A 12,924-nucleotide genomic window follows, 5' to 3' on the forward strand; every position below is an offset into this window, starting at 1 on the left:
ACAAGGAGGAAGTAAGTGGCTGTCAATCGTTTCGTACTGAACAACATTTCTTATCACGGTGCCGGCGCCATCAAGGAGATCCCGGGAGAGATTACTCGCCGTGGCTACAAGAAGGCTTTTGTTTGCTCCGACCCCGACCTCGTAAAGTTTGGTGTTACTTCCAAGGTTACCGACCTGCTCGATGAGGCTGGCATTGCATGGAGCCTGTATTCTGAGATCAAGCCGAACCCCACCATCCAGAACGTCAAGGACGGCGTCGCCGCTTACAAGGAGTCCGGTGCAGATATGATCGTCACCATCGGTGGCGGCTCTTCTATGGACACCGCTAAGGGCATCGGCATTATCGTTGCCAACCCTGAGTTCGAGGATGTTGTTTCCCTCGAGGGTGTTGCCGACACCAAGAATCACGCAGTCTTCACCATCGCTGTTCCCACCACCGCTGGTACTGCTGCTGAGGTTACCATCAACTACGTCATCACCGACCCTGAGAAGGTCCGCAAGTTCGTGTGCGTAGACGTAAACGACATCCCCGAGGTTGCTGTTGTCGACTCCGATATGATGTCCACCATGCCTGCTGGCCTCACCGCCGCAACCGGCATGGACGCTCTCACTCACGCCATCGAGGGCTACACCACCGCTGGCGCTTGGGAGCTCTCCGACATGTTCCACATCAAGGCCATCGAGATTATCGCCAAGAACCTCCGCGACGCTGTTGCTGAGGCAAAGAGCGGCCAGCCCGGCAGCGGCCGTGAGGGCATGGCTCTTGGTCAGTACATTGCTGGCATGGGCTTCTCCAACGTTGGTCTTGGTATTGACCACGCTATGGCTCACACGCTCTCTGCTCACTATGACACTCCACACGGTGTTGCTTGCGCAATGCTGCTTCCTGTTGCCATGGAGTACAACAAGCCTGTCGTAACCAAGCGTCTTGCTGACGTTGCCGTTGCCATGGGTGTTGACACCACCGGCATGAGCGACGAAGAGGCTGCCGACGCCGCTATTGCTGCTGTTCGCCAGCTTTCCGCTGATGTAAACATCAAGCCGACCTGCGACGGCCTGGTTGAGGAGGACCTCGATCAGCTTGCAACCGACGCTATGAACGACGCTTGCTTCCCGGGCAACCCCCGCGAGGCTAACCATGACGACGTTGTGGAGCTCTTCCGCAAGATCATGGCCTAAGGTCAAAGCTACTGATAAAGCTTCGTTTGCTTTGATAAGGAAGAACCCCGGATTTGTTCCGGGGTTCTTTTTGTTTAGATATTGAGCTTTGGCGAGAGAATCTGTCTACTAACTCAGTCTGCAGATTGCTCAAATAGTTTCTAGTTATCAAGCTGGCGAGGATCTGGGGTCTGCCATACTCCATCGGCATAACGACCACCAGTAAGACCAGCATCGACAGGAATAATGGCACTTGTTATATACCGTGCCATATCGGATGCGAGGAAGAGCGCCATATAAGCAATGTCTTCAGGTTTGCCAAAGGAGTTATTTGGCACAATCGAAACACTGTAATCACGTTGCTCAGGGCTTAAATGTGAATATATCTCAGTATCAATCACACCAGGGCAAATGGCATTTACCGTAATATCGTGTTTGGCATAGTCCAAACCAGCAGTTTGTGTAAGACTTAATACCGCGCGTTTAGCAGCATCATAAAGAGCATAGTTTGCGCAGGTAACCATTCCATTTGCTGAAGATATATTAATCACTGCACAATTTGTAGACTTGGTATCCAACATAGTTTGAACGCCATATTTCATGCCCATGAATACACCGAGATAGTCGATGTCGCATACATGGCGAAAATCTTCAACTGAAAACTCGTGAATTGGATGCATGAGCGAACCGGCGCCAGCATTGTTTACTACCACGTTTAACTGACCGTAGGTATCAGCGGCAGTTTGCATAAGACGCTTAACATCTTCTTCAACAGAAACGTCGGTACGACAGAATATCGCCTCTCCGCCCTTTTCAAGAATCGCATTGACAATCTCATCGCCGCGTTCCTGTCGTCTACCAGCAAGTACAACTTTCATGCCATTATTGGCATACATCTCAGCAATGGCACGGCCAATGCCCGAAGTTGCACCAGTAACAACAGCTACTTTTCCCGCCACACTACTGAAGTCATTCATCTGACCCTCCACTCTGTACTAATTTGACCCATTATATGGAGGGATCTTCTAGTGAAATCTTTACATAATAGGGATATGTTGAAATACTAGACATATCTCTATTTTGTTATAAAACTGCAACATCTTTTGGACTATAGACTATGGCTCGGCATGAACGAACAAAACATTTATTGGCAAATACCCTGATGGATATGGCCAAAGATACGCCTATTCAAAAAATTCAGGTGAAAGATATCTGTAGCGCTTGCCGCGTTGAGCGAACAACCTTTTATTACCACTTCCACGATAAATATGAGCTTATAGCTTGGATTTTCAGTCAGTTCTACGAGCAGGAAGCAGCTCGTGCAGATAGTCCCAACAGCAAAGCTATGATCACTCGAATGCTTCAACATTTAGAGAATCATCGAGATTTCTTTCTTAATGCACTTGAAGATCCTTCGCAAAATAATTTACGTCAATATATGCTCGATTTTTATATTGAGTACGAGCGCAAAGCAGTGTGTCGTTACCTCATGATTACTGAGCTTGACGAAAAAACCGACTATATTTTGCGTCACTACTCATTTGGATGTATGGGCAACACCATCGACTGGCTCCTCGGGAAAACTCATTACACTCCAGAGCGGTTAGCCCAATATCAATACCAAGCCATGCCTGACGTACTTAAACTTGCTTGGAGCCAAAGGTGCTAGGATTTGCTACAATGCCCGCTTCTGACATGTAGTTACATCATTGAAAACTGTTAGAAGGTAATATACCTATGGCTCAAAATATCGTTCAAGAAGAGCGGCACATGAGTTTGGCAGACCTGCTCCCGCTTCTGTGCTTAGCTTTTACAGCCTTTATTTTCAATACATCAGAATTTATTCCTGTTGGCCTTCTCACCGATATAGCTTCCTCATTTGCTCTGACTGAGGCTCAAACAGGCATGATGATCTCCATCTACGCGTGGGGCGTTATGATTTTGTCAGTCCCACTTATGGTGTTCGCATCGCGCTACGATTACCGCCGCATCCTTCTTGGAGTGGTTGGGATTTTTCTCATAGGGCAAATTGGATCTGCTCTTGCACCAACATTTGCCCTTCTTATAGCAGCTCGCTTGATTGTGGCCAGTGCCCATGCCGTTTTCTGGTCTGTTGCAACTCCAGCCGCATCGCAAATTGCAGGGCCCAAGTACAGCTCATTGGCGCTCAGCATGGTTGCATCAGGTAGCTCCGTTGCAATGGTTCTTGGTATGCCATTGGGTCGTGCCATTGGCCTTGCGCTTGGTTGGCGCATGACGTTTACCAGTGTTGCCATTGCTTCGTTTGTTGCACTGATCGGACTCACCGCCACCGTTCCCAAAATGGAGAAAGGCGAACCATTTCGCGTTCGAGCGCTCCCGCAGCTCTTTCGCAACCCAGCACTCGCTGCACTGTATATCATGACCATACTTGGTGCTACCGGCTATTACGTTGGATATAGCTACATCGAGCCATTCTTACAGCAAATTGGAGGCCTTTCTGCCAATCTCATTACGATTGCACTCACTGTGTTTGGCTTAGCGGGTATTTGTGGAAGCATTCTATTCTCCCGCTGCTTCGACAGTCACCGTGTACGGTTTATTCATGTTGTGCTCGCGGGTCTTGCTGCAGCATTGCTCTTGCTTGCAACAGCATATTTTGGCTTTGTAGCTGCTCTTATTATCTGTGCACTTTGGGGCATCAGTGCAACTTGCTTCAATATATCTTTCCAGTCGGAAGTTATCCGAGACACACCACCAGATGTTTCAGCTGTTGCCATGGCTATCTTCTCAGGACTTTTTAACCTCGGTATAGGCTGCGGCAGCTTTATTGGTGGCCTTGTTACCACAGGTGTTGGCATTGGCGCTGTGGGATTTGTTGGTGCGCTCTTCGCCTTTTTCGCTTTTGTAGTGAGTTGCTTCACCATTTCGGATACGAAGGTACAGCCAACTCAGCTGAGCTAGCCTCTACCCACGAGCAAAAAGCGCACCTGTCTCTTTTCAGTTGTTACTACCCCAGTTTGCCTGCAGCTATAAGATCCCGAACTTCGCCAAGATCATGACAGCAAGCGGTATAGAGCTGAGAAATCTCTTCGTCGGGCTGAACCATATCGGGAACCATAACAGTAATAAATCCTCCGGCAGCACCAGCTCGAACACCGGCGTAGCTGTCTTCAAGCACCAACGTCTGAGCAGGATCTGTACCCAATGCCTCAGCGGCCTTGAGGAAAATCTCAGGATGCGGCTTGGAGTGCTCCATATTCATACCGCTCAATGTTGCCTCGAACTTATCGTCAATACCTGCTTCATGCAGGCAAGTTGTAATAAGTTGCGGTGTGCTGGAAGAAGCAACTGCGCAAGGAACTCCCTGCTCAGACAGGTAGTTAAGAATCTCATCGAGACAGGGTTTCTTTCTGACATCACCGGCAATCATATCCTGCGCCAAACGACGAAGGGTATTCATAATTTCTTGTCCTGGCGTATCGTCACCATAGAAGCGCTTTAACGTTGCCACACACGATTCATCCGAAGAACCACGGCAAGCATCGGCAAGCCCTTCTTTTATCTCCAGACCAAATTCGGCAAGAGCGGGAACCCAAGCCTCCGTCCAAATTGGTTCAGTATCGAACATGAGGCCGTCCATATCAAAAATTGCACCTTGGATCATTGGGTTTTTACTCCTATCGAATTGAATTCACAGACCTGAACTAGTGTATGCGATAGCTCCACTCTCGACAGCATGAAGTATGGAACAAATCGTCATCATTGCTGTAAGGGGCGTATAAAACTTTTCCTGCAGCAGCTTACTGCATAAACGAGGGCAGTCTTCCGGCCAAAGAGGCTTCTGCAATTTCGAAAAGAGCATCCGCTACAGCGTCATCCGCACTTGCTCCAATATGCCACCGAGCCGCTTTAGCTGCAGATGGCATTGAGTTTGCAACTGCAACTGAATTGGGAACTGCTTTGAGCATAGGAACATCGTTTTCCGAATCACCAAATACGCAAACCTCATCAAGAGATATGCCCATGAGGTCGCAAAGATGCTGCAGTGCCGTTGCTTTATTCCAGCCCACTGGCACCACATCGTATACTCCGGTCGTTGGTGAGAGAAGCTCAAAGTTTGGGCAGAGCTCAGCTAGATCAGAAACTATCTGTTTGTTCTTTTCTTCGTCACCCATGCATACAACGGTACACGCAACAATATCTGCTTCAGGAACTTCCTCTAAATCGGGGGTATTCTCATCGAGCACTCCCCCTTCTACCAGCTTATTCAACACGTCTGGATGAGCAGAGTAGGTATAGTCTGTTTCATTTGCGCGTAAGAGTGCAAATGAATCCTCAAAGGGATGTAGGTACTCACACAGCCGCTCTACACCCGCATGATCCAAGTAGTTCGCCTTAACCAATTCACCGTTGAGATAAACGAGCTTTCCATTAGAGATAAGACCTGTTGCATAACAATCTGCATCTCCACGGAAGAAACGCTCCATGCCATCTAAGTCGCGGCCTGTTGCAGGACCAAAATGTATTCCAGCATCAAGCAAGGCATGAACACCTGCAATAGCGTGCTCAGTTGCGCTCTCATTTCCTAGGGGCACGAGCGTATTATCAATATCGGTTAACACGAGTTTGATCATAATGTCTCTCGCCCTCATTTCTCACTTCAAGCACATTACCTGCACTGTTTACGAGTTAGCCTAGCAATCAACGGTACTGTACCAAAGCGTTTATAAATATACGAGTACAATACTTTTCTATACCACATAAAGGATGGTAATAAGCGGTAGACGGTTATGCGCCTCTACAAAAGAGCCGGACGAGAATCCAATAATTCCCGTCCGGCGTACGTAAACTATTTTCGTAAAAACTATTAGATATTAGAAATTCGCACCGTTCCAACCGAAATCAGGCGTACTTCCATAACGAATATACACTCGTGCAGGATCTATGCCCAATACACGCTTAAGCTCGTCACAAATTGATGCGGTAAGCGCCTCCCAGGCTTCACGAGCAACAGGTTCTGTTGCATAAACATCTACTGTTACAAACGCAGCTGGAGCATCATCGGTTCCGCCATGGTAGATAGCAACTTCATCCTCAAATAGACACATAAGCCATTTCTCAGTCTTTCCAGGAACTGCTTCGATAGCCTTTCCAAAAGCAGACTTGAGCTCTTCTTGTTGTTCTGAAGAGATGGGAGTAGAGGTGTAGGTATGAATTACAGGCATAGCAACTTCCTTTCCAGATACTCCTAGCAGGTTTACAGCCTTTTCTTAAAAGAGCATTAGAACCTAAGAGAGAGACAAGTAATACTGCCATCAATCTTACGGAACTCGCTCATTTCTACTTCTATAACCTTATAACCCCATGCATCGAGTTGTGTTCGAACGGCAGGATATCCGGCAGCCATAATTACGTAATCGTTAATACGCACGCAGTCTGCTCCATATGCCTCTTCATCAGGAACTTCAAATACATTAAAGCGGCCATCACGATACTGTGCGCAAGTCTTGAATTCGCCACTTACAAGAAGATTGCCATCTTCTACATAAGTGCCACCTGTCTTCAAATGCAAGATATGCTCAACAGGAACTTGTTCGGTGGTATAGCCCCATTCAGAAAGTGCCTCAGTGAATTGACGAAAGCCCTCATCATTCGTACGGCTCGAACGTCCAACGAAATAATGATCGTCAACCATCATTACGTCTCCACCTTCAAGCGTACCCGGATCTGTAATGAAGCGAATTTGATCCTCTGAGAAAAACTCACGAAGTGTAGGGAGCATCAGCTCTGCCTCATTGCGACGTGAATCTGTCGCAGGACGATCTACAACAACACCACGAGGGGTTATAACCGCTGTATCCTCCACAAACACGCTATCGGGATACTCTTCTAAAGCAGGCAAAACAGTTACTTCCACACCTGCAGTTTTGAGCGCCTCAATATAGGCATCGTGCTGTTTGCAAGCAAGTTCATAATCGGGCTTTCCAAGCTCAGGCGAGCCGGTAATTCCGTCAATAACAGAATGAGATGGGCGACGCACAATTGCATGTGTAAAGTTACTAGCCATAAAGCCTCCTCAAAAACAGACTGGTACGGAAGCCTCTTGCATTTATCGACTCCCACAAAGCTCTTATATTTTAGCGTCTGGAAGACACCGCTCGCCTTTCTCTAACAAGCTGTTGACAGTTGCCATGAATAAAAGCAACTAGCATAAGTGCGGTTCTTCAGACTGCAAAATATATGGTAAAAGCCATGATCCAATTGACTATACACACGCTATAGGGAGGCATATATGCAATACCAAATTATGGGCGGCTCATTTCCTGTAGTTTCTTGCCAGCTTACCGATGGAGAACAGATGATTACTGAGCGCGGCTCAATGGTATGGATGACTCCCAACATGGAAATGACCACCCGCGGAGGCGGCGTGGGCAAAATGTTTTCGAAAGCCCTTTCAGGCGAAAGTATGTTCCAAAACATATATACATCTCATGGCCAAGGTATGATTACCTTCGGATCCAGCTTCCCCGGAAAAATTGTTCCGATTCAAATTACACCTGGTAAAGGTTGGGTTTTGCAGAAGCGAGCATTTTTGGCTTCTGAGATAGGTGTAGAGCTGAGTATTCACTTCAATAAGCGAGTTGCCGCAGGATTTTTTGGCGGGGAAGGCTTCATCATGCAGCGTTTAAGTGGCCAAGGTCTGGCTTTTGCAGAAATTGACGGTGACCTTATTGAATATCAGCTGCAGGCCGGACAGCAGATGGTAGTCGATACTGGCAATGTTGCAGGCTTTGAAGAAACTGTCACTATTGAAGCAAAAACGGTTCATGGAGCTAAGAACGTAGTATTTGGCGGAGAAGGTCTGTTTCATACCATTCTTACAGGACCCGGAAGAATTTGGCTCCAAACGATGCCCTTATCCAGTATTGCAGCAGCACTTACCCCAGCCGGAAGCGCATAAATATTTCAACGAGGGTACGTTCAGATTAAATTTCACGCCCTTAGTACATCTGTCGACCATTTATATGCCAAATCAAGGTATAGTCGCCAACGTAAGTGGGATGCTTTTGCTCATTCAGAGCAGACCTCATAGGTCTAAGCTCCTTTCGTTATGTGCCGTTTGCCAAATGCGGCAATTGTTCAAGGAGGACACATGGGCACCATTTCCAGGCGTGGTTTTATTGAAGCAACAGGTGCAGGACTGCTTTCGTTGGGCGCTCTTGGAATTGTAGGTTGCTCCAGTTCAGAATCGTCTGGCGGCGGAGAGTGGGGCGAGGGTTCTACCCTTCGTGTAGGCTCTGACTGCGCCTATGCACCACATAGCTGGGTGCAATCTGATGACTCCAATGGGGCTCTTCCTCTCCAGGATGGCTCAGGCTATGTCGGCGGCTATGACACCAAGGTCGCTAAAATGATCGGTGATGAATACGGCTGGGATGTTGTATTCGTACGTACTGACTGGGACGGTCTTATCAACGCTTTGAATGCAGGTACCTTCGACTGCATTATCGATGGTATGGGCGTTACTGAAGAGCGTAAGCAGGCCGTAGACTTCTCCAACTACTACTGGTCAAGCGACCAGGGCATTTTACTGCTTTCCAGCTCCCCTTATGCCAATGGCACCACGCTTGAAGACTTCGCTGGCGCTAAGGTAGCTGCTCAGATTGGTTCAATCTGGGAGCCCATGGTCGATCAGATTCCTGGCGTTGATAAGCAAGACTCCATGGTTGACGTCAATACCATTCTCGCAGCTCTTCAGTCCGGCACCATCGATGCCACCATCATGGGCGAGACCGAGGCCATGAGCTGCATGATGTCCAACCCCGATCTCAAGTACATTCGCTTCCCTGAAGGCGAAGGCTTTGAGGTTGATCTGTCCGAGTGCTCTGCTGGCATTGCTGTTAAGAAGGGCAACACCGTCCTTCTCGACAAGATAAATGCTGTTGTTGACAAGATTACACGCGAAGATCAGGAAACCATGATGCAGGAAGCCTTTGACGAGCAGCCGCTTTCTGTTACCGAGGGCACCGAGTAATTACCTTAGCTAGATGTAGTCAACCGGCCGGGAGGCGTATGTGAAGGCCCTCCCGGCCGCATTTGAGAGGTATCGCATGGAATATCCGACAACCTTTGGCGGCTGGGTAGCCTTCCTCTTAGAGATGTATGGCCCCCAGTTTGTTCAGGGAACTATCACCACACTTGAACTCGCCCTTATTGGCACCATTCTAGGTTGTCTACTGGGCTTTATTGTTGGCATTATCCAGAGCCTCCACGTAGACCGCCATGCATCCATTGTTTCTCGCGTAGTTACAAAAATACTTAAAGCTGTCGTGGCGGTGTACGTTGAGGTTTTCCGCGGCACACCTATGATGGTTCAGGCCATGGTTATCTACTATGGCTCGGCTCAAATGTTCGGTCTGTACTTCAATACCTTTGCCGCCGGCATCTTGGTGTTGAGCATTAATACAGGCGCTTATATGGCAGAGTCTGTTCGTGGTGCCATTACCGGTATCGATCCTGGTCAGCTTGAAGGTGCCTATGCTATCGGATTCACACACCTGCAGGCTATGGTGCGCGTTATTATTCCTCAGGCCTTCCGCAACCTCATTCCTCAGATTGGAAATACCTTTATTTCCGCTATTAAGGATACGTCGGTGCTGAACGTTATTTCTGTTACCGAGCTTTACTTCATTGGTCGCGGTATCACCGGCACCTACTACCGATTCTTCGAGACATTCTTCATCATTTCGATGATCTATCTGTTCCTCACGTTTGTCACATCGCGTCTGCTCAAACTACTCGAGCGTAAGCTTGACGGTTCTAAGAGCTACGACCTCGTTGTCGATGACGCCGATGCCGCTCAGGAGGTGGCCTAATCATGAGTGAGAACGCATCCTCCGGTGGCGCAATTCTTCGCGTCGAACACCTTGGAAAATCTTTTGGCTCACATGAAGTCCTGAGGGATATTGATTTCTCGGTCTACAAAGGTGAAGTTATCAGCATTATTGGCGCGTCCGGCTCCGGCAAATCAACGCTTTTACGCTGCATCAATCTGCTAGAAGAGCCAAGCGCTGGCACCATCTATTTCAAAGGCAAGCCCGTATCCTACGCACCAAAGGATAAGAGCGCCCTACGCACAGAAATGGGCATGGTCTTTCAGAGCTTCAATCTCTTTAACAACATGACCGTGCTTAAAAACTGCATGATTGGCGTCCAAGTAGTAAAGAAGCGTCCTGCAGCAGAAGCTCGCGAACTCGCAGAGAAGTACCTGCGCCAGGTTGGCATGTATGCCTATCAAAATGCCAAACCCGCCCAGCTCTCCGGTGGCCAAAAACAGCGTGTGGCCATCGCACGCGCTCTCTGCATGCGCCCCGAGGTAATTCTTTTCGACGAGCCTACAAGTGCTCTTGACCCCGAGATGGTTGGCGAAGTCCTTGAGGTTATTCGACAGCTTGCCAACGAGGGCATGACCATGGTGATCGTTACTCACGAGATGATGTTCGCCCGCGATATTTCTACCCGCGTTGTCTTTATGGACGAAGGCGTCATCGTAGAAGAGGGATCCCCTGAGCAGCTCTTCTCGCACCCAGAGCACCAGCGTACGGCCGACTTCCTCAGCCGTTATCGCCAGGGCTAATGAGCCTTATACTTTGGGATAAAAAAGATCGCAATTTGTATACGATTTGATACAACGACCGTTTACAAACGATACAGGGAGGATTGATGGAAGCACGGGAAGCTGTTGCAAAGGCGATTGAGGGACACGGTCCAATTGAACAGGTCTATTGGATTGGTTGCGGCGGATCAATGATCGACCTGATGCCTGCCGACTACATGCTTCAGGCTGAATCCGCCAAAGTGGAGAGCCACGTTTATACAGCTCGTGAGTTTACGGTAGCTCCCCCGCGTAAGCTGGGTTCCCATAGCATGGTAGTTGCTCTTTCTCACTCAGGCGGTACGCCCGAGGTTGTAGAGGCATGCAAACTTGCACAGGAGCGCGGTGCTTATATCTTTACTATGACTTCCACTGCTGGCTCCATTGTGGACGCCCCTGAATGGGACACCTTTGTATACGACTGGCAAGATGACACGCCGCAGCGTGAGCTTGACGCCGCTCAGTCAATTCTTGTTGTTGCCGAGCTTCTCAAGGCACAGGAGGGTTACGACGCCTACGATGCTCTTCAAGCTGGCATTGACGAACTTGATCGCATCATCCCTGCCGCTAAGAAAAAGGTGAACGAAGAGCTTTGCAATCGCTTTGCCGAGCTCTGCCAGAAGCATGACTTCCTTTATATTCTTGGCTCTGGTGCCTGCTTTGCACAGACCTATGGTTTTGCAATTTGCTCGCTCATGGAAATGCAGTGGCAGAACTGCTGCTACATTCATTCTGCCGAGTACTTCCATGGCCCCTTTGAATGCACCGAGCCAGGTGTGTTCTATTTCTTGCAGATGAGCTCCGGTCCTTCTCGTGTTGAGGACGAGCGCGCTCTTGCATTCCTCAACACCCATACCGACACCCTTATGGTTCTCGATGCTCTCGAGTATGGTATGGATGCAGTGGATGAGCGTGTCCGCGCTTATCTGGAGCCCATCATGATGTACTACATGAACGTAGAGCTCAGAGCTGCTCGCGGTCGTGTCTTTGACCACGATCCTTCGGTACGCCGCTATATGGGCATTGAGAAGTACTAAGCAATTGTTTTGTACGCAACGCCGAGGGGATTTCCTCTCGGCGTTTACTTTTTGAGACCAGGAGTTTTCCTATGACCACTTCGGCTGAGATGCCTTTGGATGCGTTTGATACTTCTTGTGTGAGTGTTTTAGGTTTTGGTGACAATACTGCTGATGTCTATGATCACACCAACACAATGTATCCGGGCGGCAATGCCGTAAACTTTGCCGTCGCATGCAAACGCCTTGGTGTTGGTCGCAGTGCATATATGGGTATTTTTGGCAATGATCGTCCTGGTGAGCACATCATTTCATCTTTGCAGGAAGAAAATATTGAGCTTGTGAAATGCCGCCAAGTTATTGGACCTAATGGCGCATGTCATGTAACGCTCGTTGATGGCGACCGAGTTTTTGTTTCCTCCAACGAAGGTGGCATTCGTGGCGAATCACGCTATGTGCTCGATCGCTTTGATCTGGAATATGTCAAACAATTTGATGTAGTACATACCGGCAACTACTGCTTTACCGAGCGTCAGCTTCCCAAGCTTGCCAGCACGGGCGTTCCGGTATCTTTTGATTTTTCTGACGATTCGTCCGATGCCTACATCGAAGAACTTGCTCCCTACGTAGACTTTGCCTTTATGTCATGCGGGGCCTTGAGCAAGCAAGATGCAGAAGCGCGCATGCGCTGGGTTGCCGAACAAGGTCCACAAGTAGTTGTCGCCACCATGGGCTCTGAAGGCTCTCTTGCTTTTGACGGCGAACGTATTTGGCATCAGGGCATTAAGCCGGTAGAACATCTCGTGGATACCATGGCAGCAGGAGATACCTTCCTTTCCGGCTTTGTTGTCTCTTGGATTACCTCCACTAAAAGCGGCGTTACAGGCTGTGAGCGCATGGAGAGCGCACTCGATTTTGCTGCAAGTGCAGCTGCTCAGGCGTGCGGCTGGTCTGGCTCCTGGGGACATGGCGTACCCTTTTCTGTAAACACCTAGGCCTTCTTTTTAACCTACTGGGCCACATAGACGACATACAATATCGTTTGGCACAACTTGCTTTTCGACAGACGGAGTTCCTCGAACTTCGTCTGTCCTTTTGTTGTAAAGGATGAAC

The 12,924-nt window shown here is 48.7% G+C and carries 14 protein-coding genes; 9 read left to right on the forward strand and 5 right to left on the reverse strand.

Going from position 1 to position 12,924, the window contains the following annotated elements; genetic code table 11:
• The first annotated feature begins 15 nt into the window (after positions 1 to 15).
• Entirely contained in the window at positions 16 to 1,179 is a 1,164-nt protein-coding gene (gene fucO, locus ACQY6Y_RS01640) for a lactaldehyde reductase (RefSeq protein WP_428378566.1), read from the forward strand.
• A gap of 140 nt (positions 1,180 to 1,319) precedes the next feature.
• Here fucO and ACQY6Y_RS01645 read toward each other — a convergent pair whose 3' ends face one another.
• The gene (locus ACQY6Y_RS01645) at positions 1,320 to 2,135 is read right to left on the reverse strand and encodes an SDR family NAD(P)-dependent oxidoreductase (protein ID WP_428378567.1); all 816 of its coding nucleotides are present in this window, start codon (positions 2,133 to 2,135) and stop codon (positions 1,320 to 1,322) included.
• A 140-nt stretch (positions 2,136 to 2,275) separates the two neighbouring features.
• On the opposite strand from ACQY6Y_RS01645, the gene ACQY6Y_RS01650 reads away from it, so the two are divergent.
• Positions 2,276 to 2,827 (forward strand): TetR/AcrR family transcriptional regulator C-terminal domain-containing protein, encoded by a 552-nt coding sequence (locus ACQY6Y_RS01650; protein ID WP_428378568.1) that lies wholly within the window; start codon positions 2,276 to 2,278, stop codon positions 2,825 to 2,827.
• Positions 2,828 to 2,895: 68 nt separating this feature from the next.
• Positions 2,896 to 4,101 carry an MFS transporter gene (locus ACQY6Y_RS01655; protein WP_428378569.1) on the forward strand — a complete coding sequence of 402 codons (1,206 nt, stop codon included), beginning with the start codon at positions 2,896 to 2,898 and terminating at the stop codon, positions 4,099 to 4,101.
• 46 nt (positions 4,102 to 4,147) lie between these two features.
• On the opposite strand, the gene ACQY6Y_RS01660 is transcribed toward ACQY6Y_RS01655, so the two are convergent.
• From ACQY6Y_RS01660 to ACQY6Y_RS01675, 4 genes are all read right to left on the reverse strand, one after another.
• Positions 4,148 to 4,804, reverse strand: coding sequence for an HAD family hydrolase (locus tag ACQY6Y_RS01660; protein ID WP_428378570.1), 657 nt, complete (start codon positions 4,802 to 4,804; stop codon positions 4,148 to 4,150).
• A 136-nt stretch (positions 4,805 to 4,940) separates the two neighbouring features.
• Positions 4,941 to 5,774 (reverse strand): HAD-IIB family hydrolase, encoded by an 834-nt coding sequence (locus ACQY6Y_RS01665; RefSeq protein ID WP_428378571.1) that lies wholly within the window; start codon positions 5,772 to 5,774, stop codon positions 4,941 to 4,943.
• Between the two features lie 240 nt (positions 5,775 to 6,014).
• Complete coding sequence (locus ACQY6Y_RS01670; RefSeq protein ID WP_428378572.1) at positions 6,015 to 6,365, reverse strand: hypothetical protein; 351 nt, start codon at positions 6,363 to 6,365, stop codon at positions 6,015 to 6,017.
• Positions 6,366 to 6,421: 56 nt separating this feature from the next.
• A complete protein-coding gene (locus ACQY6Y_RS01675; RefSeq protein ID WP_428378573.1) occupies positions 6,422 to 7,207 on the reverse strand; it encodes a dimethylarginine dimethylaminohydrolase family protein in 786 nt (261 codons plus the stop codon).
• 225 nt (positions 7,208 to 7,432) lie between these two features.
• On the opposite strand from ACQY6Y_RS01675, the gene ACQY6Y_RS01680 reads away from it, so the two are divergent.
• The 6 genes from ACQY6Y_RS01680 to ACQY6Y_RS01705 all read left to right on the forward strand — a co-directional run bounded on the left by ACQY6Y_RS01680 (position 7,433) and on the right by ACQY6Y_RS01705 (position 12,806).
• Positions 7,433 to 8,101: a TIGR00266 family protein gene (locus ACQY6Y_RS01680; RefSeq protein WP_428378574.1), complete on the forward strand. Its 669-nt coding sequence runs from the start codon at positions 7,433 to 7,435 to the stop codon at positions 8,099 to 8,101.
• 192 nt (positions 8,102 to 8,293) lie between these two features.
• A complete protein-coding gene (locus ACQY6Y_RS01685; protein WP_428378575.1) occupies positions 8,294 to 9,175 on the forward strand; it encodes a transporter substrate-binding domain-containing protein in 882 nt (293 codons plus the stop codon).
• 76 nt (positions 9,176 to 9,251) lie between these two features.
• Positions 9,252 to 10,016: an amino acid ABC transporter permease gene (locus tag ACQY6Y_RS01690; RefSeq protein ID WP_428378576.1), complete on the forward strand. Its 765-nt coding sequence runs from the start codon at positions 9,252 to 9,254 to the stop codon at positions 10,014 to 10,016.
• Between the two features lie 2 nt (positions 10,017 to 10,018).
• Positions 10,019 to 10,777 (forward strand): amino acid ABC transporter ATP-binding protein, encoded by a 759-nt coding sequence (locus ACQY6Y_RS01695; protein ID WP_428378577.1) that lies wholly within the window; start codon positions 10,019 to 10,021, stop codon positions 10,775 to 10,777.
• 86 nt (positions 10,778 to 10,863) lie between these two features.
• The gene (locus ACQY6Y_RS01700; protein ID WP_428378578.1) at positions 10,864 to 11,832 is read left to right on the forward strand and encodes an SIS domain-containing protein; all 969 of its coding nucleotides are present in this window, start codon (positions 10,864 to 10,866) and stop codon (positions 11,830 to 11,832) included.
• A 71-nt stretch (positions 11,833 to 11,903) separates the two neighbouring features.
• Positions 11,904 to 12,806 carry a PfkB family carbohydrate kinase gene (locus ACQY6Y_RS01705; RefSeq protein ID WP_428378579.1) on the forward strand — a complete coding sequence of 301 codons (903 nt, stop codon included), beginning with the start codon at positions 11,904 to 11,906 and terminating at the stop codon, positions 12,804 to 12,806.
• The last annotated feature ends 118 nt before the right edge of the window (positions 12,807 to 12,924 follow it).

The sequence above is a fragment of the Olsenella sp. Marseille-QA0557 genome (assembly GCF_965119725.1).
GTDB lineage: Bacteria > Actinomycetota > Coriobacteriia > Coriobacteriales > Atopobiaceae > Coprovicinus > Coprovicinus avistercoris.